Consider the following 19,158-nt stretch of genomic DNA (forward strand, 5'->3'; position numbering starts at 1 on the left):
AATTAAAATCCGAAAAATAATAAATACTGTATGACTTAAACAAATCATATCTCTGAACAAAATAAGATCAACTCTTATGCAAATTCGTTAATGGAGTGTTAGGATTAAACCTAGAGTGATTAATCAGACCTTTTAGAACTTTAACAAAAACACATCACACTCCCGTCGCCATATAGCATTCTAAACTGTTTCTCAACACGCTTGAAATTAACGCTAAATAACAATTGCGATATTTTTTAATTTGTAATATGACACCAGGCAAAGTAAGCATCGAAATGAAGAGCAAACAAGAACTCAGGGATTTCATTTCTCATCGTGCAGAAGAGATTAAATCTCATCAGGATATAGAGTTAGTCATGCAGAGACATTACAAACTTATGTTTAAACTTTATCTGACTAAACCCCTCTATTTTAAGGTTATTTTCAAAGCCAATCGTTTTATTATTGGAACAGCGGTAATGACTTATTTTTTCACGACAGAGAATCCCACGCTCCGCCATGTGAAAGACTTCTGTAAGACGACGGGGTTAATCAGTGAAAATACCGTGGACTCATTCCTGCTATTTATTCGTGTGGGCGGAAGAATGGACGTTAAAAAGGATCCGCTGGATAAACGGAAGCTAAACTATACGGTGACATCAAAAGCACAGGATGAAACCCGCGCGCTCATCAATACCATGATGATCCCCTACGGCATGTTGTATCCGGATTTCGATGTTTCCCGCTGTCTGAAAATGGAAAATTTCAACGCTGAATATTTTCGTAAATACTCGGAAATCATACTCAATCAGATCTATTTATTCGATATGGTGCCCGATTGTAAGGAGTTCATTTTCAGGGACGCCGGACACATGATTCTTATGGATTTGTACATCGAAAGCATCCGCCAGCAGAATGCGGTGATCGGGTATAACTATCTGAAAGCTTCGCTGAAATGCGGGGTTTCCCGTTCACACATCAAGCGATGCCTGAAAGCCGCAGAGACCGGTGGCCTGCTGAGGCTTGATACCACCAATAACACGATCGTTTTGCATCTGTCCTTCATGCAAATGGCGCTCAACTACTTTTCCGTTTACATGGCGATGGTCGAGTATGGGCTTCGCGGACTGCCCGATGTGGCACGCCCCGCTGATACCGTTGTCGCAGACGGCCTCTCCGTCCCTCTCTGAGGGATAAACCGGAGGCTTGAAAACTCACTGCTCGAAAATTGTGCTTCAGATCACATTTCGAATATGTTAACGTTAACACTTGTGATTAACATCATGAAATCACCCTACTACGTCTGTGAAAAGCAAAAAGTTAACGTTAACAATGTGGTCTACACATTCGAAAAATGAACGGACACACACATGAAGAATAGCAACCGAAGTCCTTACACATTGCTTAGCGGGTTACTTTTCTGTTTTTTCTACACCTGGTCATCAGCCTTCTCGCTTATCTCACTGTGGTTAAGCCAGAAGATTGGCCTGCGGGGGGCTGATACCGGGCTGTTATTTTCTGCCATCGCCCTGACGGCGCTTTGCGCTCAGCCGTTGTACGGTTTTATTCAGGATAAGCTGGGTTTACGCAAGAACCTGCTCTGGGCAATTGGTTTTCTGTTGCTGCTCAGTGGCCCCTTTTTCATCTTTGTCTTTGCGCCGTTACTGCAGGCCAATATTTTTGCGGGAGCGGTAGCGGGCGGGCTCTATGTCGGTGCCACTTTTTTTGCCGGGATTGGGGCGCTGGAGTCGTATACCGAACGCGTCAGTCGCATTTTAGGTTTCGAGTTTGGCAAAGCCAGAATGTGGGGATCGCTGGGCTGGGCGGCGGCGACGTTCTTCTCCGGCATGCTCTTTAACATCAATCCAAACCTTAATTTCTGGATGGGATCCTGCTCCGCGTTGGTTTTCCTGCTGTTACTGTGGAGATTACGCGAAGTCAAAACCGATGCCCTGAGTCAGCTTGAGTACGGTAAACCCGGTAATCTGCGGTTTTCCGATGCCACCGACCTGTTCCGCCTCCCCCGCTTTTGGGCGCTGATCGTATTTGTCACCGGTGTCAGCGTTTATAACGTCTATGACCAGCAATTCCCGGTGTACTTCTCGTCACTCTTCTCTGACGTCAGAAACGGCAACGAGATGTACGGTTTCCTGAATTCCTTCCAGGTATTTCTGGAAGCGGGCGGGATGTTCCTCGCGCCGTTTGTGGTTAACAAGATTGGCGCTAAAAATGGCCTGTTGCTGAGCGGTCTGATTATGGCGCTGCGCGTCTTTGGTTCAGGGCTGGCCGCGGATGCCGTCACGATTTCCTGCATGAAACTGCTGCACGCCGTGGAGTTGCCGATTCTGCTGATCGCCATGTTTAAGTACATCACCACGCGCTTCGACCCGCGCCTGTCAGCCACGCTGTATCTGGTGGGTTTCCAGTTTATTACGCAGGTCTGTGCCAGTGTGTTTTCGCCACTGGCAGGCAAAGGCTATGACACGATGGGCTTCGCCGACACCTACATGATTATGGGCGCGCTGGTACTTTCCCTCACGCTGATTTCCGCTTTCCTTCTCACCGGTGACAAGAGCCGGACTCCCTATTCAATGGACTTTAAAAAGGGCGAAAACCTATGAAGCAGCGACTTGAACGTGCTGAGCACGCTTTGCAGGATGCGGCAAAAAAACGCGGCAACGCATTCTATCCCCTCTTTCATCTTGCGCCACCGGCTGGCTGGATGAACGACCCGAACGGGCTGATTTACCATCAGGGTGTTTACCACGCTTTCTATCAGCACCACCCGTTCAGTGAAAACTGGGGACCCATGCACTGGGGACATGCCACCAGCAAAGACATGGTGAACTGGCAGCATCAGCCGGTTGCGCTGGCACCTGGCGAAGATTACGACCGCGATGGTTGCTTTTCCGGCAGCGCAGTAGACGACAACGGCGTACTCAGTCTGATCTATACCGGTCATGTCTGGCTTAACGGCGAAGGCAATGACAGTGCGATCCGCGAAGTGCAATGTCTGGCCACCAGCGAGGACGGCATTCATTTCACCAAACAGGGTGTGATCCTCACCCCGCCGGACAACATCATGCATTTTCGTGACCCGAAAGTGTGGCGCGAGAACGGCTGCTGGTGGATGGTGATCGGCGCACGCGATAACAGCGACTGCGGACAGGTGCTGCTCTATAAAGGAACAAGCCTGCAAAGCTGGGTGCTGGATCGCGTACTGGCTAAAGCGGACAGCCATACCGGCTATATGTGGGAATGCCCGGATTTCTTCCCGCTCGGCGATGAACATATCCTGATGTGTTCCCCGCAAGGTATCAAAGCGCAGGGCGATGATTATCAGAACTTATTCCAGAGCGGCTGCCTGCGCGGGTCGTGGCAACCGGGTCAGGACTTCACAATCACAGAAGGCTTTACCGAACTGGATCACGGCCATGATTTCTACGCACCGCAGTCATTCACGGCGACCGGTGGACGGCGGATCGTCATCGCGTGGATGGATATGTGGGAATCCGTGATGCCGTCAAAAGCGGAAGGATGGGCGGGCTGTATGACATTGCCACGCGAACTGACGCTGCGTGATGGCAAAGTGCGCATGATGCCCGTGAATGAAATCGAGACGCTGCGCCGTGAACATTATCCTGTCGCACCGTGCGTGCTCGGGAATGGCGTCCGGCCTCTGGTGGAAGATGCACAAGCCGTGGAGATCATCACGCAATGGGATCTGACCGCTTCAGATGCTGAACGCTTCGGGATAAAACTCGGGGACGGCGTATCCCTTTTTGTGGATACACTGGCGCAAAGACTCTGTCTGGAAAGGGATTTCCCGATGCACGGCATCAAAGACGCCCGTAGCATCGCACTGACACCAGGGCAACGGCTGGATTTGCGCATGTTCATCGACCGTTCGTCGGTGGAGATTTTCGTCAATCAGGGAGACGCGACGTTCAGCAGCAGAATTTATCCGCAACCCGACCAGCGCGCCCTGTCCGTTTTTGCCACCAACGGTAAAGCGGCCTTAGTTCACGGTGACGTCTGGACGCTAAGCGCAGGCTGATCGTGCGGGAAGTGAATAAAGAGAAGACGTTATAAAGACTCGCGCTCCAGTACAGGGGAATCGATTTTTATCAATCCCTGATTGGGGCGCTGTTCGATCAGATGCAACACCGCCTCGCGGCCAATTTCGCGGTGAGGTAATTGAACGGTGGTCAGCGGCGGGATGAATAAATCGCCGATACCGACCATGTTGTCGTACCCCAGCACGGCAACCTGCTGCGGGATCTTAATCCCCTTCGCCAGCAAAACCTGATAAGCCAGAAAAGCAATGCGGTCATTGCCGCAAATCAGCACATCAAAGTCCGGTTTGCCATTGGGCGCAAATCTTTCCAGAATCTGTACGACGTCACGATAGTGCTCATCACCGGATTCCATATGAAACTGGCGAAGTTGTTCCGCAGGCATTCCGGCTTCGCGCCAGGCTTGCTCTGCGCCAGCCCGGCGGCGGATCCCGGCAGGAACAGATTCCGGTAAATAAAAGCACAGAGGATTCCGGTATCCCTTTTGCAAAAGCAATTTCATGGCCTGATACTGCCCGCCGAAATCGTCAGGAATGTAACCCGGAAGTGCATGATCAGGGCTGATACAGTTAGCCAGCACAAGATTTTTACCGACCAGGCGCGGCGGGATATTCACTTCACGCAGCCCCATGGTGGTGAAAATAATGCCGTCCGGGCGCTGGGAAAGAAGCTGACTGACGGCACGTTCGCTGTCAGATTCAGAGGTAATGCTGACAAGAAAACTGCTCCAGCCAAATTCACGGGCGGTGAGTTCAATAGACAGCAGCAGTTCAACGGAGAATGGCGTGGTTGCGGTGTCCAGCGCCAGCACGCCCAGCGTGGAGAGTTTGCTGCTTTTACCGCGCATTTTTCGCGCTGAGAAATCGGGCACATAGTTGAGTGCATCGATCGCTTCCCGCACCTTTGCCAGTGTTTCCGGCTTAAGTCGTTGAGGCTCGTTAATGGCGCGTGACACCGTCATCAGCGAAACTGAGGCCCGTTGGGCCACTTCTTTCAGCGAAGCCATAATTCTCCCGCTCATGATATTTCTATGTGCTGATCCTACACAAAAACAGTGCCGTTGCGCACGCAAAAAACCCTTCTAATGAGAGGTGACAACCTATTTACCTTAAAGCGCGGCAAGTTATTGTTCGGATATCCATCAAAACCTGTGATCCACTGAATACCTGAATTGAATGTGCTACATTATTGAATTAAAAATAGGGAACGAAACCGGATGGAATATTATCTTTTAGTCTTGGCAAAATTCGTACTGGGTTTTTTGATCGTCATTTCACACCTGAATTTCTCAGGGAAAACACAGCTCTCTCAGATGACACCCGTCGATTTTATCGGCAACTTTGTCCTGGGTGGCATTATCGGCGGCGTCATTTACAACGATGTGATCCCCCTGTACCAGTATATTATCGTACTTATTATCGGCGTTATGTTGATATCTTTGCTCAATGCCGTCAGCAAGCGATTTTTTATCTTTCGTTCCTTTGCAATTGGCAATCCCATTCCTATTATCAAGGACGGGAAGTTTATTATGGAAAATATTCTAAAACGAAAAAACAAGATTGATATCCTGAACGTCGCGTCCCAGTTACATGCGCAGGGCATCCACTCTTTTCAGAACCTGAAATATGCCCAAATCGAACCGGGCGGCCAGATCACCGCGGTCTGTGAAGGCGCAGACATGCCGTCGGTGATACTGATTAAAGACGGCAGAATCAGGTACTCGGAGCTGGATGCCATTCAGAAAGACGAAGAATGGCTACATGAAAAAATCACTTCACTGGGTGTTGAACAGATCGGTGACATCTTCCTCGCCGAATTCTGGCACGGAGAAATGACGCTGGTGATGTCCGACGGGAAAGTGTGCCGGTAGTGCCTGACCAGGATAATTTGAAGCGGTACTGTTCTGTGCCATGTTAACTAACCATCAGAATTGCCAGTCAATACGCAATCATCATGCAGGACAACGGCGAGCTTCCGTTCCTCGCTTTTGAGGTACAACCATACTTAAATCACCCACATTGCAGACTCCATCGCCCCTGCAATGTGGGGGGTTCTGGCCGGGTTAGAATGCATAATCTGGCACTTCAGAATTAATAGGGTATTGAGAAAAGATATAGTCTATTTTTCGACTTGTTTTGCCTTATTTGTTATATGGCGAAAGGGAATTTATATGGGATAAATGCACTAAAGGAATATCAAAAGGATTGACCCTATGTCGCTTTATGATCTTAAAACCAAAGCAAATACATTAAATGAGGCCTGGCACTCTCAAGTATTAGGCCACATTGGGGAAGCAAATCTCAAAATTTTACGAATGGATGAACGCTCAGTATCTGAAGAGGTACATGGATATGACGAGGGGTTACTGGTCATTGACGGACGTCTTGAGCTAAGTGTTAAAGGTAAAAAAATCTCTGTAAGGACGGGCGAGCTTTATGTAGCCAAAGCTGGCGTTCCACATACTGTGGAAATCGGCAGTTTTGGCACATTGTTTATCATTGATCTATCAGAAAAATAAATCGTCTCTTGCCCACAGAAACTCATAGTCTGAATCATTGGCAATGTTTCTTTCATCGGATACCGGACTGTCAGCTTCGTGCCAGAAACGGACATAACCTCACATCAAAAAGCTGGGGCGGATGCAGGACCGTAGTTGACCTATTATGTGTAAAAAATTCGATATAACGTTTTGATAGTATGCGTTTTTATAAGTCGTGCGCGGTTACAAGACTATTCATCAGAATGTATTGAGCATCTTTGCGCTTATGTTGGTCAATCAATGGCACAAGCCGTCTGAAATGCTCACTTTCACAATGCAATTCGAGAGCTTTACGATCAGGCCATTCCTCTATAAAAATGAAATGCCCCGGATCCTTTTCATCGATATACAGATCATAAGCGATGCAAAGAGGTTCCTTTTTAGTGGCCGATACTAGCTCACGGTACAAGGCCATAACCTTCTCAACACAATCAGGTTTTATAAAGTCTTCGGCAATTACTTTTAACATTACAGCCTCTAAAGATAAGAAGAATCTACACACTATGGCGTAAAGAGATGTTTTGGCAAAACTCCTTAAAATTGCACTGACCTTAATCCCCTTAATTAATAGATCGTGATGTTAGTAATGCCTTAACCAGTTGTGAGAACAATTGCGAACTTCAGCTCCTCGCTCATAGCCGCCTGTTGACACTGCCACAAGCATGTCTGTGTAAAAAGAGAAGGTGTTATAATCCAGGCATTCACTTGCCCTCATAGACGATAACGATGATGAATAAAATACTGGTAAGTGCTTGCCTGATGGGGTTCAAAGTGCGCTATGACGGAAGCGAGAAAGCACAAATGACCGATCAGTTGCAGCGCTGGCAGAAAGAGCAGCGTCTTGTGATCCATTGTCCTGAACTGGCCGCCGGACTGCCAGTTCCACGTCCTCCGGCTGAGATTGTTTCTACTGATGATCAAGACGTCATGCAGGCTCAGGTCAGAATACATGAAATGACGGGGCAGGACGTCACTGAGCACTATCAGCTTGCCGCCTGGTTGGCACTTCGTACAGCTCAGGAGTCAGGTTGTACCGCTGCGCTGTTAACCGACGGCAGTCCAACATGCGGTAGCCAATTCATCTATGACGGTTCATTTAGCGGCCAGCGTAAGTCAGGTATGGGAGTCGCAGCTTCGCTACTCGCGGAACATGGAATAGCCGTGTTTTCTGAGAAGAGGCTCGCCGATCTCATTGCCTGGATTGATGAGAAAGAACGCTGAACTTATTTTTCATTGAGATACGAAAAGAAATCAGTTTGTTGTTTATTCATGGCGTCACACCTTCTCAGGCCAATTTGTGCCACAACACAATAAAGGATCTAAGGTGTTTCCGACAAATGAACGGCCCATTAGCAGGTCAAAGGTCGCCTGTTTGTTTTCGTTCGATTTTGCAAATCTGCTCTGAGGATACTGACATGACCCCCTTTCATCAACTTACCGCCAACAGCCTGGGTGGCCAGCTTATTTCTATGGCCGACTATGCTGGCAAGCTGGTTCTGGTGGTGAATACCGCCAGCCATTGCGGCTTCACGCCACAATACGCAGGGCTTGAAACACTCTACAAGAAGTTCGCTGCCTCAGGTCTGGTGGTGCTGGGCTTCCCCTGTAACCAGTTCGGTCATCAGGAACCCGGCGGTGCCGATGAAATCGCGCAGACCTGCCACATCCACTATGGTGTGAGCTTTCCGATGTTTGAGAAAGTGGAGGTCAACGGTACCGCTACGCACCCGGTATTTCGTTACCTGAAAGACGAATTGCCCGGCGTGCTGGGTGGACGGATCAAGTGGAACTTTACTAAGTTCCTGATCGGTCGCGACGGCAAACCGCTCAAACGTTTTGCACCGCTTACCTCCCCAGAGAAAATGGAAACCCTCATTCTTGCTGCACTTGAAACCTAAATGTTCCTGAAATTCAAACCGTCCACAGACAGGATCCTCACTCTGCGTATCACCAGGGAAGTGCAATTTCTTCATCATTGGCTTTCTCACCATAATAGAGTGAAGGCAAGAAACGAGATAAGAAGGTGAACTCAGTATAACAATGTCGGATAAGTGCTAATCCCATTTCATCGGTGGGATAAGTAGGATCATCATTACTCATACCGAGAATAAAACGGCTACGCAGCACACATCCAAACGGCGTATCCCGCGCAACATGGAGCATTTGCCCATCCAATGGATCGCCTTGGCTATCCAGTTCGGCCTCTTCACCAAAACCTATCCTTGCGGCAACGATTGCCGAGACGCAATCATCAGCCATCGCCTTTCCCACAGTTTTTTCTCCGAATATTGACGCAGGATTATGGAATTTCAGACAGGCGGGAATGGGCGGAATTTCAGCTAACGATTCAACGGCACGGATGGTGGCACCGTAGTAACTTTGTCCTCGTTTCCAGTTGGCGTCCCAACCACGATGCTCAACATGGTCAACGGGATGCCACCATTTTATGTGCTGCGTTGTTTCAAAAAAGGTAAACCACCAGTCAATCATCCGTCCTTTGCAACCCTGTAAATCGGTGCGCACTGCAACCATCAGACTCCCGTCATCCAGACGTTTAATGCCTGTCTCCAGCGGCATTGGCGCGGGATCAAGCAACGCTGAATGATCAAGCCATGGTCTGGCAATATCTTGTTTTAGCATTTTACTTCTCCAGTGAAATCGGGAAATGCACTACATTTAAGAAACGAAGTTCGTTTCCTAAACATAACCGATAAAATGTCCACATGACAAGCAAAAAAGGAACTCACATGCCAGCAGCAGTCCCAAAACCACGCGGACGCCCTTCAGCCCCACAGGAAGAAGTGAAAAAGCAGATAATCGACAGCACAATGACGTTGTTATTTGATAAAGGGTATGACGCAACAACAATAGAAGCTGTTGCATCTCAAGCCGGTGTCGCCAAAAAGACGGTATATCGCTTTGCGAAGAATCGGGAAGAACTGCTCGGCCTTTCAGTGCGTAATTGGACTGATAATTATGCGCCGCTCACACAACTCGACCCAAAGGATAAGAGTGACGTTTTACCAACCTTAAGAAAATTACTGACGGCCATTTGTGGTCAGGCACTTTCAGAATCGGCAGTGAAAATGTTCCGTCTTCTCAATACGACATTTCCGGGTAAGGGAGAACTGCTCAAAAGATATAATGAAAATGGTATTGAACGGGGCCAGCAATTACTCACCGACTGGATAATTCGGCAGCAAAATCATGGGTGGTTCCCGATGCTACCCGCAGACATCAGTGCCAAAGCCATCCTCGCTATGTGCGTCGCCGAACCTTTGCGCAAAACGGCTATTGGCTTAACTCATACCTTTGAGGATGAAGCAGTTGAGGCGCATCTGGATTCTTGCATGCAATTCATTTCCTTAATAATCGATCAGGGAAGTGAATAATATGCTGTCATCTCGGTGTTGCTCGCAGAACCATTAAGCTACTTAATTTATACAGAGCAAAAACAAGTAAACGGTATAAATTTCAAAAGAATCAATACATGTGAAGAAAATAGTCTCTGGACTGTAGCAATTGCCGAGAGCGTTCTCGCGGAGCCCCAACTCGTAAAGGTTATTGCTTAGAAACATGGAGAAGCAGATTACTGTGAGTAAAGTCCGCTTCGAGCCAGAAGCGGAACTTTATATAAATTGCAGTAGGTAGAACGCAACGATATTTTCCCTTTTGCAAGCGCCCCCCGTTTTTTACTCGCTAGTTACACCTGGATTTAATCATCAAAAACAGGCTTGTTGAGTTATGCGTTTTCCCACCAATACCACTTTGAAGCTTTGGGGGTCGACATTGAGTACTGCATAGCGTATTTGCGGACAAATCAGTTCTAAGCTTCGTTTGCTACAATCAAGCTGTATTAAAGTGCGTGGGCCGGATTGGGTTTGCACCCTATTGGTCTCAGGATAGTCGCTGCAATCAAATCCTTCTTTAGTTATCTTTTCTTTCGCCGCATCCAGGCTCATTCCGATAAGATTCAGGCTCTCGACTTCTCTGGCATGCGATTTTTCAGAGACTCGGGTCAGTGAGCACCCGCTCAGTAATTGAGCGAAGAGTAAGGAGAATATAAGGATTAATATCTTTTTATTATTTGTTCTCTGCATCAGACGACCCTTTAGGTTTTATTCCGTTGAGCGATATTGTCAGATATTGCAATAAACAGAGTGAGGAGTAAAACCCAAAATCCTCCGCTTAAAACCTGCATACACTATGTTGCTGTGTTGAGCGTTTCTTTTTTCATATCTGTTAGGGTTTGTTTACCTAAATGAGTGCATTATGTCTCGGAATGAATCAGGGATACGGCAGTCCGTCTCTGACAGGAGAAGATTTCACAGGGAACTCATCCTCCTGTGCGCAGGAAAGCGAAAAACATCGTTCCCTCCGGAACAAATGCGTGGCTCCCCTTTTTACATGACGTAAAAACCGACGTTCTTCTGCTTTAAATTTCTCCCTTATAAGAAAAACCCCCTACGATTATTGTAAGTATGCGGTCAAAACATCGCTACCCGAACTGCCCGGAATGAAACGGAAGCACTCCCGTTCAAAAGACCTGACGGCGGAAAACCCGTTCGCCGTTATTGATAAGAAAGAGAAAAATATGAAGCAATATTCACGCAGAGGCGTGTTGAAGGTGATAGGCCTGGTGGGCCTGACGTCAATGGCGGGCAAGATGATCCCCCTCCCGCGCGCTAACGCCGCCATGGTTGAGCCAAACGCCGCCTTACTTGCCAATTTTATCCAGGTTTCCCGCCAGCTGACCCTGCATGAGACGCTGGATAACACGGTGTCTGAGGCGCTATGTCATGCGCTGAACATGACGCAGGAACGTTTTTTTGAGGGGCTGACCCAACTTAAAACATTGCTGGATGCCAACCCGGACTGGCTGGAACAACCGGTACTGCGCTTTCCCGAGGCGCATGTGGATGCCGAAACCTTAGCTAAAAATATTCTGGGCGGTTGGTACAACGGGGTCGTCGGCAAGGGCTATAAAGCCATCTGCGTCACCTATATCAATACGCTGGCCAATAAGGCCGTCAGCGACAAACTGGTTCCGCCAAGTTTTTCTTATGGTCCCTGCGGCAGTTGGGCTAAGCAACCCTAAATTCTTGAAGAGCAATGTCATATATGAATAATAATCTTTCTGCCGATGTGGTTGTCATTGGCGCGGGCGTCAGCGGCTCCCTTCTTGCCACCCGACTGGCAAAAGCGGGCAAATCCGTGCTGTTGCTGGAATCGGGGCCGAAAGTCAGCCGCGATGCGCTGGTTGAACGCTTTCGCGCCTCCGCGTTCAAATCCGACTTTATGTCCCCTTACCCCTTCTCCGAAATGGCTCCGCAGCCACGTTACACGCCTGAACCTAACGGGTATTTACAGCAGACAGGCCCACATGCGTTCAATGCCCAGTACATCCGTATGTTCGGCGGAACCAGCTGGCACTGGGCCGCGCAGTTGTGGCGCTACGTCCCTAACGATTTTCGCCAGCACAGCCAGTACGGTATCGGCAAAGACTGGCCGATAGCTTACGACGATCTGGAAGATTACTACTATCAGGCAGAAGTTATTGCCGGTGTCGGCGGCGCGCCGGATAACGGTTCACCGCGCGCCAAACCCTTTCCAATGGACGCGGTACCGGCCTCATGGTTGCAACAACGGGTGACCGATCGTCTGGCACCTGATTTCACGGTGCTCGATGACTGCACGGGACGCAACAGCCGCAGTTTCGACGGGCGCCCGGCCTGTTGCGGTAACAACAACTGCATGCCGGTTTGTCCGATAGATGCGCAATATCACGGCGGTCTGGCGGCAGCGCAGGCCGAAGCCTCCGGTGTCAATATCATTACCGAAGCCGTGGCTTATAAGCTTGAACACGACATTCAGGGGAACATCGTCGCCGTCTGGTATTACGACTGGAACAAAGTCAGCCACCGGGTTACCGGTAAAACTTTCGTGCTGTCAGCAAACGCGATTGAAACCCCGAAACTCCTGCTGATGTCAGTCAGCGATAAATTCCCGCAGGGGATTGCCAATGCGCGCGACAACGTGGGCCGCAATCTCTGCGATCACCCTGCTATCGGCGTCACCTTTGATGTGGATGAACCGATCTGGCCGGGACGCGGCCCCGTCAGCCCCTGCTCCATAGGGCAGTTCCGCGACGGCGAGTTCAGAAAAGAGCACGCGCCTTTCCGTATCGATATCTCCAACGCCTCGCAGGTGGCCAGCGTCACCAAAGAGCTCCTGCAACAAGGGTATTTCGGCAAAAAGCTGGAAGAGCAGATCCAGTTCCGGGCCGCCCGCCGCCTGAGCATCAAAAATGCGATGGAACAGTTACCTGACCCGAATAACCGGGTAACGCTCAGCAGTAAGAAAGACCCGCTGGGTTTACCGACGCCTGAACTTTACTGGTCCGTAGGCGAATATGAGCAACGAGGCGCCAAGGTCACCCGCGATAATTATGACGCCATCGCCGCGAAACTCGGTGCGACCAACATCAAACACAGTAAGGAAGGTGAGTTTTCTAACCGTCAGCACATCACCGGCACCCTGTCGATGGGGCTGGATCCTGCCAGCAGCGTGACCGATGCCTTTGGCCGTGCACACGATCATGAAAATCTCTTTATGGTGGGCACCGGCGTGATGCCGACCGTAGGCACCTGCAACGTGACACTCACGGCCATGGCGCTGGCGTTGCGCACCGCGGATAAAATTCTCGAGGAAACTCAGCATGCGTAATTCTTTATTAAAAATGCTGCCGCTGATGCTTCTCTTTTGCGTGTCAGCTTATGCCGCGTCAGCACAGCAGGATGAGCAGATCAAACGCGGTGAATATCTGGCGATTGCCGGTGACTGTGGTGCCTGTCATACCGACAGCGGTAAACCGGACTTCAGCGGCGGGCATGCCATCGTCAGCCCGATCGGTACGATTTACAGTACTAATATCACCCCGTCGAAAACCGACGGCATCGGCCGCTACACGCTGGAACAGTTCTCCGACGCCCTGCGCAAAGGCAAGCGTGCGGACGGCAGCCCGCTTTATCCGGCAATGCCGTACACGGCCTATGCCAAACTGAACGATGAAGATGTCAGCGCGCTGTATGCCTACTTCATGCACGGCGTCGCGCCGGTGGACCAGCGTCCACAGGCAACCGATCTGCCTTTCCCGTTCAATCTTCGCTTTAGCATGGCGGCCTGGAATCTGTTGTTCCTCGACAAAGAGACCTTCAAACCGCAGGACGACCGTTCTCAAGAGTGGAATCGTGGTGCGTATCTGGTGCAGGGTTTAGGCCATTGCAGCACCTGCCATACCCCGCGCAATTTCCTGATGGCGGAACAGCAGGATAAGTTGCTGGGCGGTGCATCTCTGGGCACCTGGTTTGCTCCTGATATCACGGCCCGGCAGCTGACCGACACGCACTGGACCCGTGAGATGCTCACCGGGTATCTGGCCACCGGCTATGCAGATAACGGTGCAACGGCGGGCGGCCCGATGCTGGAGGCAATCGATAAGAGCTTTTCGCGCCTGACCACGGAAGACCGGCAGGCTATCGCGGTGTATCTGTTACCTGTGGACGCAAAATCTGTGGTTAAGCCGGTGATTTCAGGGCTTACGCCCGTGACCGGTAATGATACGCCCGCCGCGCTGGACGCCATGAGCGAGGGACAAAAACTGTATCTTGGCAACTGCGCCGCCTGCCACAATCAGGAAGGACAAGGGCTGAACGGGCTGCCTGCGCTGAAGAACCATCCGATACTGCAAAAGCCCACGGCGGACAATGTCGCGATGGCAATTCTGGACGGTGTCTGGCCCGAAAAGGGACAGGGAATGCCGGGATTTGCTCATGAACTTAGCGATGCACAAATTGCCAGTCTCACCAATTATCTGATGAAGGACGTAGGCGGCAGTCATATCAGCCTGACCAGCGAACGCGTCAAAGAGCTGCGTAACGGCGGCGCGGCGTCACCGTTATTAATGCTGGCACGTGTCGGGATGATCGCCGGTGCGGTCATCGTGATCCTGATCATTGGCATCTGGCTGTACCGTCGTCGTCGCAAAACGGCTTAACGTTTTCGCGGATCCCTGAGCTTTACGTCCTCCGACCGGGCAGGCTGAGTATTCACCGGCCCGGTTTTCTCTTATAGGTTATGTAATCAATGCGTATCGGCATCACTTCATTAATGTGGATGTGATTCTTATATGATTTCATTAAGACGCGGGCTGTTCGCTGAGTGCCTGGTACGGATCCAACAAACGCTCTGCCGCTTGGATTTTTATCGCGAGCAGCAGCTCCCTGGATTACCGGTTTGTCATATAGCTTTTTAGAATCAGCCCGGCAGAAAGAATATGTTCAACGGTAAAGTCGCGAGCAGCAGCGGGATCGCCCCGCAGGCAGGCGTTTAAAATATGCTCATGTTCATCCTGAAACTTGAGTGTTTCAGACAGTAACCGATGCTGCAAAAGCTCATATCTTTCTATCTGCGCTCGTAATTCATTTATCATTTTCAGCAGACGCTGATTTTTACACTTGCGGTATAACAGCTCATGAAATTCCCGGTTATATTGCCCCTGTTGTGTTGATTCGCTGGCGCTACCAAGAAGTTTGTGAACAAGCTCTGCCCGCGTAAGCGTTTCTGAATCCATGTATTGAAGGCTCTGAAAAATAGCATCACCTTCCAGTAAAGCCCGGAGTTGATAAATTTCATCAACATCGTGAACGGTAAGCGTCCTGACGACAGCTCCGCGGTTTCTGTAAACGTCAACTAAGCCTTCCCTCTCAAGTTTCTGGATTGCTTCTCTCAGCGGGATGCGGCTGACAGAAAACTGGCTGGCGAGGTCTCTTTCCACTAGACGATCACCGTCCCGCAGCGAGCCGTTGTTGATTAAATTTTTTAGCTCAAAAGCAAGCATGTCCGCGGTCGAAAGAATAACCGAACTCATAAAACCTACTTTACTTGATGACTGAATGGTATACCATTATGCCATTCGCATAAGCACTTTGACAATGATTTGCGGTAAATCGTGCTTCATCTGGGAGTGACTAAAAGCAGAGAAGAGAGAGTGGTGAGAATCTCAAAAGCAGATAAATATTAATTTCATTGGCCGACTGAGAGTGTATTGCTAACAAGCAGACATTAAGAACTGGAGCGGGAAATTTATGGAACACAGTTATTCGTCACATATATATTGGACAGGAAATCTGGGCAAAGGGACAACAGGGTATCGTTCATATGACCGGACATGGGATATTTCTGTCGCGGGAAAGGAAATAATACATTGTTCTAATGACCCGATACTGGGTGGTGACCCTGGTAAAATGAATCCGGAAGACCTGCTTATATCCTCTCTTTCTGCATGTCACATGCTGTGGTATTTACATCTGGCATCAGATGCGGGCATCACTGTAATGGATTATGAAGATTCACCGGTAGCAACAGGAGAGGTGTTAAAAAATGGCGCTGGCCGCTTCCTGTCTGCCGTACTCAGGCCAAAAATTACTGTCGTAGCCGGTACTGATATTGATGCTGCAATGGCTATTCACCATGAGATCCATAAAGTGTGCTTTATTGCCAGATCAGTAAACTTCCCTGTGAGCTATGACCCTGAGTTTATTATCTCTGACGAAGCGCATTCTGGAACGGTGTAAGCTCCATGCCGAATAAGGCCGGTTAGCGGAACGATAGCTAAGAGTTACTGTATCAGCCAAACCTCCGCTTTTCGCTCAACGCGCATCATTCACGCGTGCATGTCTGCTTCGTGCCTATAGCGGAAGTTCGCAGTTGTTCTCATCCCTGATGAAGGCATTACTTAAATCGCGGTGTGTTAATCAACCGGGGGAGCAAGTCATATGGCCGGAGATGCTTTACGGTATTGACGAGAGTATCGTTCTAGCAAACTCTATCGCCGTCAGCCCAGCGCTTGATATCACTTATATTTGGCGACCTGATGCCCACACTCAATATGTTCTTGGTTGTGTATAGACTGACCTGTGCTTTGTTCCCATCATGTCTTTCTATTTCAATTAGCGTGTTGTTAATCAACAGTCCTTCCGAAAGGAGCTTTTGATTGATCTCACCTTCATTGCGCTCACTGTCAAACTCGCTTAATACGATGACCGGATTTCCTGAATATGCCTCATATTCCAGGCATTGCCTTGCCATGAGCCTTAAGGTTCGATAGGTATCGGAGGGGGCCGTATTGCTCGTGAAGCTGCCGTCATAGGATGATTGACTGCTTTTTAATTCGCTGACAGTGATGGCGCACCCACTGATTGAGATAGAGAATAATAGTGTAGACAGGGTCAAATATTTCAATTTCAACTCCATTGTTTTGACAGAGGCCTTCCGCTGGGCTGGTATCAAAATCATGTTTTCTTTCAGGCGGACGGGTGGTTTGGAAAGTCAACAGTAGCCATGAGACCACCTTCTGCAGACGTACTTAGGCATACGTTGCTGTTGTGTTGCTGCGCAACCGCTTTGACTATTGCAAGTCCCAATCCACTCCCGCTTTGCATCTGATTAGGGTCGCGAAAAAACCTATCGAACACGCGCTCCCTCAATTCAAATGGAATGCCGGGCCCTGCATCTGAGACACGTAGCTGAGTAGATTTATCGAGTGATCGTAGATCTACCTCAACCCGTCCGCCCTCAGGGCTGTACTTCACAGCATTTTCAATTAAATTATCAATCAGCGACATCAGGCGTTCCCTGACGCCTGTGATCCAAATTTCATCATCAGAGTAGAATTCAAGCTCAATCCTGCGCTCAGCCGCCAGCGGTTCCAGCGCAGCCATTCGCTCTTGTATGAGCGTCGTCAGCGGCACAGGCTCCATAACAGTGTCAATGCGCACTTCGCTGTGCATCATCAGCAGCAACTGATTGACGAGACGCGCAGCACGGCTATTGCTGCGAATAATCCCTGCAAGCAACTCCTGTTGATTATTGCTGCTTACATAGGACTGCAAAGCCTCAACATTGATGCGCATTGCAGCCAGAGGGGTACGCAGTTCGTGAGCGGCATCTGCAATGAAAACCCGTTCCCTCTCAGAGCTTTCCCGCACCCTGGCAAGAAATAGATTGGTCGCGTCCACCATTTGGCGAAGCTCCATGTGCTTTGGCACTTCTTTTAAGGGAGAGAGATCTTCTGAAGTTCGTAAGGAAATTTCATTTACCACCTTGTTCCAGGGTCGCATTGCAATTCGGATTGACAGCCACGCGGGAAACAAAAGAAAAGGAATGCATACCAGCAGCGGCAATATGTAGTATCCACGCGAGTTCAGGTATATGAAGAAGTTCCAGCCGCCGGCAGGGGTGACAAGTGTTACCTCCGCGTCGGAGTTCCCGGACTTGAGAGTACGGCTAGTCCAGGTGCGACCTTCACTCTGAATGCTCTGAATTTTCCCATACAGGGTGTTTGTCACCCCTACCGGAGCGCCATCAGATGAATAAATTATCTCTTTATTCTTCCGAACGATTAGGCTGATTGACAGTTTCGGATCTTCACCTCCACCATAACCTTCCCGCAACGCTGTGCTGAACTTTTCCAGCACAGCGGTGAGATCCTGCGGGCGGTCATCCATACGATCAACCAATGTAAGAATGGTTTCGTAAGTATTGCTACCCGTTAGCATCGGTGGGCTACGCAAGTTCTCCCACAAAATGTAGGTCAGAAAAAGACACCACAGCAGTGTAAGCAGTAACATCTGGGCGATCATAATTCGCCGTACGAGCGTTGGAGTTCTCAGGTGCCGACAAAAATTTCGCATCAACCAGCCCCTTTCTGAATCGGCACGGTATCAATGACATATCCCACGCCCCTCACCGTTCGTACATAACCGTCGCCAATTTTCCGACGCAAATTACCCATATGCACATCGAGCGAATTGCTCATATTTTCTTTTGCGCCGAATATCCTTTCTTCCAGAAACCTTCGTGTAAGCACACGGTCAGCGCGCATCATTAAAGTTTCAAGCAGCGCGTATTCACTTACCGTCAAATCAACATTACGCGCACTCACTGTCACGCGACGAGTCGGCACATGAAGAGATAATCCTCTAATTTCTATCACCTCATTCTGAAAACCGTAACTGCGTCGCGCAAGTGCTCTCACCCTGGCCAACAACTCGGCGAGAACAAAAGGTTTGACGAGATAGTCGTCTGCACCGGCATCCAGACCACACAGGCGATCTTGCAGAGTGCCTCGCGCAGTCAGGATGATCACGGGGATCCCTTTGAACTGCTGACGCAAGCAGGCTATCAGGCTCATGCCATCGCCGTCGGGCAGTCCGAGGTCGAGCAACACAAGTTCTGGAACGCAGACATCGAGTTGATGCAGCGCATCCACTTTGCGTCGAACCCATATGACATCTAACCCTTGATCTGCAAGGGCAATACGAACGCCATTGCCGAGATCCAGGTCGTCTTCGATTAGGAGAATTTTCACAAGGGGAACTTTATCAACAGTGAATGAAGAACGTCTTAAGAAAAAAACGATATCAGGAAATCTATTAGGTTTGCAGCACCTGTTGTACTTGCTTCAGTGTTTCTTCATTTTTGCCTCATAAGAACTTTAGGGTG

The 19,158-nt window shown here is 49.4% G+C and carries 20 protein-coding genes; 12 read left to right on the forward strand and 8 right to left on the reverse strand.

Annotation, left to right across the window (positions count from 1 at the left end):
• The first annotated feature begins 275 nt into the window (after positions 1–275).
• From BV494_RS22900 to BV494_RS22910, 3 genes are all read left to right on the forward strand, one after another.
• Positions 276–1,169: a hypothetical protein gene (locus BV494_RS22900; protein ID WP_104925101.1), complete on the forward strand. Its 894-nt coding sequence runs from the start codon at positions 276–278 to the stop codon at positions 1,167–1,169.
• A gap of 180 nt (positions 1,170–1,349) precedes the next feature.
• Positions 1,350–2,600, forward strand: a complete 1,251-nt coding sequence (locus BV494_RS22905; protein WP_104925102.1) for an MFS transporter — start codon at positions 1,350–1,352, stop codon at positions 2,598–2,600.
• On the forward strand, positions 2,597–4,036 hold the full coding sequence (locus BV494_RS22910; protein ID WP_104925103.1) for a glycoside hydrolase family 32 protein: 1,440 nt from the start codon (positions 2,597–2,599) through the stop codon (positions 4,034–4,036). The genes BV494_RS22905 and BV494_RS22910 overlap by 4 nt, the downstream gene beginning before the upstream one ends.
• 29 nt (positions 4,037–4,065) lie before the next feature.
• On the opposite strand, the gene BV494_RS22915 is transcribed toward BV494_RS22910, so the two are convergent.
• Positions 4,066–5,061: a LacI family DNA-binding transcriptional regulator gene (locus tag BV494_RS22915; protein ID WP_104925104.1), complete on the reverse strand. Its 996-nt coding sequence runs from the start codon at positions 5,059–5,061 to the stop codon at positions 4,066–4,068.
• Between the two features lie 210 nt (positions 5,062–5,271).
• Between BV494_RS22915 and BV494_RS22920 the strand changes: the two genes are divergently transcribed.
• On the forward strand, positions 5,272–5,925 hold the full coding sequence (locus tag BV494_RS22920) for a DUF421 domain-containing protein (protein ID WP_104925105.1): 654 nt from the start codon (positions 5,272–5,274) through the stop codon (positions 5,923–5,925).
• Positions 5,926–6,267: 342 nt separating this feature from the next.
• A complete protein-coding gene (locus BV494_RS22925) occupies positions 6,268–6,573 on the forward strand; it encodes a cupin domain-containing protein (RefSeq protein WP_104925106.1) in 306 nt (101 codons plus the stop codon).
• 187 nt (positions 6,574–6,760) lie between these two features.
• Here BV494_RS22925 and BV494_RS22930 read toward each other — a convergent pair whose 3' ends face one another.
• Complete coding sequence (locus BV494_RS22930) at positions 6,761–7,063, reverse strand: putative quinol monooxygenase (protein ID WP_104925284.1); 303 nt, start codon at positions 7,061–7,063, stop codon at positions 6,761–6,763.
• A gap of 257 nt (positions 7,064–7,320) precedes the next feature.
• Here BV494_RS22930 and BV494_RS22935 point away from each other — a divergent pair, with 257 nt between their 5' ends.
• The gene (locus tag BV494_RS22935) at positions 7,321–7,815 is read left to right on the forward strand and encodes a 2-thiouracil desulfurase family protein (protein ID WP_104925107.1); all 495 of its coding nucleotides are present in this window, start codon (positions 7,321–7,323) and stop codon (positions 7,813–7,815) included.
• Positions 7,816–8,009: 194 nt separating this feature from the next.
• Positions 8,010–8,492, forward strand: a complete 483-nt coding sequence (locus BV494_RS22940) for a glutathione peroxidase (protein WP_104925108.1) — start codon at positions 8,010–8,012, stop codon at positions 8,490–8,492.
• Positions 8,493–8,541: 49 nt separating this feature from the next.
• On the opposite strand, the gene BV494_RS22945 is transcribed toward BV494_RS22940, so the two are convergent.
• Positions 8,542–9,234, reverse strand: coding sequence for a DAPG hydrolase family protein (locus BV494_RS22945; RefSeq protein WP_104925109.1), 693 nt, complete (start codon positions 9,232–9,234; stop codon positions 8,542–8,544).
• A 107-nt stretch (positions 9,235–9,341) separates the two neighbouring features.
• Here BV494_RS22945 and BV494_RS22950 point away from each other — a divergent pair, with 107 nt between their 5' ends.
• On the forward strand, positions 9,342–9,986 hold the full coding sequence (locus BV494_RS22950) for a TetR/AcrR family transcriptional regulator (protein WP_104925110.1): 645 nt from the start codon (positions 9,342–9,344) through the stop codon (positions 9,984–9,986).
• 330 nt (positions 9,987–10,316) lie between these two features.
• Here BV494_RS22950 and BV494_RS22955 read toward each other — a convergent pair whose 3' ends face one another.
• Entirely contained in the window at positions 10,317–10,694 is a 378-nt protein-coding gene (locus BV494_RS22955) for a hypothetical protein (RefSeq protein ID WP_104925111.1), read from the reverse strand.
• A gap of 416 nt (positions 10,695–11,110) precedes the next feature.
• On the opposite strand from BV494_RS22955, the gene BV494_RS22960 reads away from it, so the two are divergent.
• The 3 genes from BV494_RS22960 to BV494_RS22970 are packed head-to-tail and all read left to right on the forward strand — an operon-like array spanning position 11,111 to position 14,650.
• Positions 11,111–11,692 (forward strand): sugar dehydrogenase complex small subunit, encoded by a 582-nt coding sequence (locus BV494_RS22960; RefSeq protein ID WP_369694498.1) that lies wholly within the window; start codon positions 11,111–11,113, stop codon positions 11,690–11,692.
• Positions 11,693–11,715: 23 nt separating this feature from the next.
• Positions 11,716–13,320, forward strand: coding sequence for a GMC family oxidoreductase (locus BV494_RS22965; protein WP_104925112.1), 1,605 nt, complete (start codon positions 11,716–11,718; stop codon positions 13,318–13,320).
• Positions 13,313–14,650, forward strand: a complete 1,338-nt coding sequence (locus BV494_RS22970) for a cytochrome c (protein ID WP_104925113.1) — start codon at positions 13,313–13,315, stop codon at positions 14,648–14,650. Before BV494_RS22965 ends, BV494_RS22970 begins: the two co-directional genes overlap by 8 nt.
• Before the next feature lie 231 nt (positions 14,651–14,881).
• On the opposite strand, the gene BV494_RS22975 is transcribed toward BV494_RS22970, so the two are convergent.
• Positions 14,882–15,523: a GntR family transcriptional regulator gene (locus BV494_RS22975; protein WP_104925114.1), complete on the reverse strand. Its 642-nt coding sequence runs from the start codon at positions 15,521–15,523 to the stop codon at positions 14,882–14,884.
• A 217-nt stretch (positions 15,524–15,740) separates the two neighbouring features.
• Here BV494_RS22975 and BV494_RS22980 point away from each other — a divergent pair, with 217 nt between their 5' ends.
• Positions 15,741–16,229 carry an OsmC family protein gene (locus BV494_RS22980; protein WP_104925115.1) on the forward strand — a complete coding sequence of 163 codons (489 nt, stop codon included), beginning with the start codon at positions 15,741–15,743 and terminating at the stop codon, positions 16,227–16,229.
• A gap of 241 nt (positions 16,230–16,470) precedes the next feature.
• Here the strand turns inward: BV494_RS22980 and BV494_RS22985 are convergent, their stop codons facing one another.
• Genes BV494_RS22985 through BV494_RS22995 form a run of 3 tightly spaced genes read right to left on the reverse strand, consistent with a single transcriptional unit; the run spans position 16,471 to position 19,024 of the window.
• Positions 16,471–16,908 carry a hypothetical protein gene (locus BV494_RS22985; protein ID WP_192938219.1) on the reverse strand — a complete coding sequence of 146 codons (438 nt, stop codon included), beginning with the start codon at positions 16,906–16,908 and terminating at the stop codon, positions 16,471–16,473.
• A 50-nt stretch (positions 16,909–16,958) separates the two neighbouring features.
• Positions 16,959–18,347: a sensor histidine kinase gene (locus tag BV494_RS22990; RefSeq protein WP_104925117.1), complete on the reverse strand. Its 1,389-nt coding sequence runs from the start codon at positions 18,345–18,347 to the stop codon at positions 16,959–16,961.
• Positions 18,347–19,024 (reverse strand): response regulator, encoded by a 678-nt coding sequence (locus BV494_RS22995; RefSeq protein ID WP_104925118.1) that lies wholly within the window; start codon positions 19,022–19,024, stop codon positions 18,347–18,349. The genes BV494_RS22990 and BV494_RS22995 overlap by 1 nt, the downstream gene beginning before the upstream one ends.
• Positions 19,025–19,158: the final 134 nt, after the last annotated feature.

Source organism: Rahnella sikkimica, from assembly GCF_002951615.1.
Classification (GTDB): Bacteria; Pseudomonadota; Gammaproteobacteria; order Enterobacterales; family Enterobacteriaceae; genus Rahnella; species Rahnella sikkimica.

Coding starts and splice junctions, on each gene's coding strand:
- BV494_RS22920 (WP_104925105.1), top strand. CDS start 5,272: ATGGAATATTATCTTTTAGTCTTGGCAAAATTCGTACTGGGTTTTTTG.
- BV494_RS22910 (WP_104925103.1), top strand. CDS start 2,597: ATGAAGCAGCGACTTGAACGTGCTGAGCACGCTTTGCAGGATGCGGCA.
- BV494_RS22925 (WP_104925106.1), top strand. CDS start 6,268: ATGTCGCTTTATGATCTTAAAACCAAAGCAAATACATTAAATGAGGCC.
- BV494_RS22915 (WP_104925104.1), bottom strand. CDS start 5,061: ATGGCTTCGCTGAAAGAAGTGGCCCAACGGGCCTCAGTTTCGCTGATG.
- BV494_RS22940 (WP_104925108.1), top strand. CDS start 8,010: ATGACCCCCTTTCATCAACTTACCGCCAACAGCCTGGGTGGCCAGCTT.
- BV494_RS22955 (WP_104925111.1), bottom strand. CDS start 10,694: ATGCAGAGAACAAATAATAAAAAGATATTAATCCTTATATTCTCCTTA.
- BV494_RS22930 (WP_104925284.1), bottom strand. CDS start 7,063: ATGTTAAAAGTAATTGCCGAAGACTTTATAAAACCTGATTGTGTTGAG.
- BV494_RS22900 (WP_104925101.1), top strand. CDS start 276: ATGAAGAGCAAACAAGAACTCAGGGATTTCATTTCTCATCGTGCAGAA.
- BV494_RS22990 (WP_104925117.1), bottom strand. CDS start 18,347: ATGCGAAATTTTTGTCGGCACCTGAGAACTCCAACGCTCGTACGGCGA.
- BV494_RS22980 (WP_104925115.1), top strand. CDS start 15,741: ATGGAACACAGTTATTCGTCACATATATATTGGACAGGAAATCTGGGC.
- BV494_RS22985 (WP_192938219.1), bottom strand. CDS start 16,908: ATGGAGTTGAAATTGAAATATTTGACCCTGTCTACACTATTATTCTCT.
- BV494_RS22945 (WP_104925109.1), bottom strand. CDS start 9,234: ATGCTAAAACAAGATATTGCCAGACCATGGCTTGATCATTCAGCGTTG.
- BV494_RS22905 (WP_104925102.1), top strand. CDS start 1,350: ATGAAGAATAGCAACCGAAGTCCTTACACATTGCTTAGCGGGTTACTT.
- BV494_RS22960 (WP_369694498.1), top strand. CDS start 11,111: ATGAAACGGAAGCACTCCCGTTCAAAAGACCTGACGGCGGAAAACCCG.
- BV494_RS22965 (WP_104925112.1), top strand. CDS start 11,716: ATGAATAATAATCTTTCTGCCGATGTGGTTGTCATTGGCGCGGGCGTC.
- BV494_RS22950 (WP_104925110.1), top strand. CDS start 9,342: ATGCCAGCAGCAGTCCCAAAACCACGCGGACGCCCTTCAGCCCCACAG.
- BV494_RS22935 (WP_104925107.1), top strand. CDS start 7,321: ATGATGAATAAAATACTGGTAAGTGCTTGCCTGATGGGGTTCAAAGTG.
- BV494_RS22975 (WP_104925114.1), bottom strand. CDS start 15,523: ATGAGTTCGGTTATTCTTTCGACCGCGGACATGCTTGCTTTTGAGCTA.
- BV494_RS22970 (WP_104925113.1), top strand. CDS start 13,313: ATGCGTAATTCTTTATTAAAAATGCTGCCGCTGATGCTTCTCTTTTGC.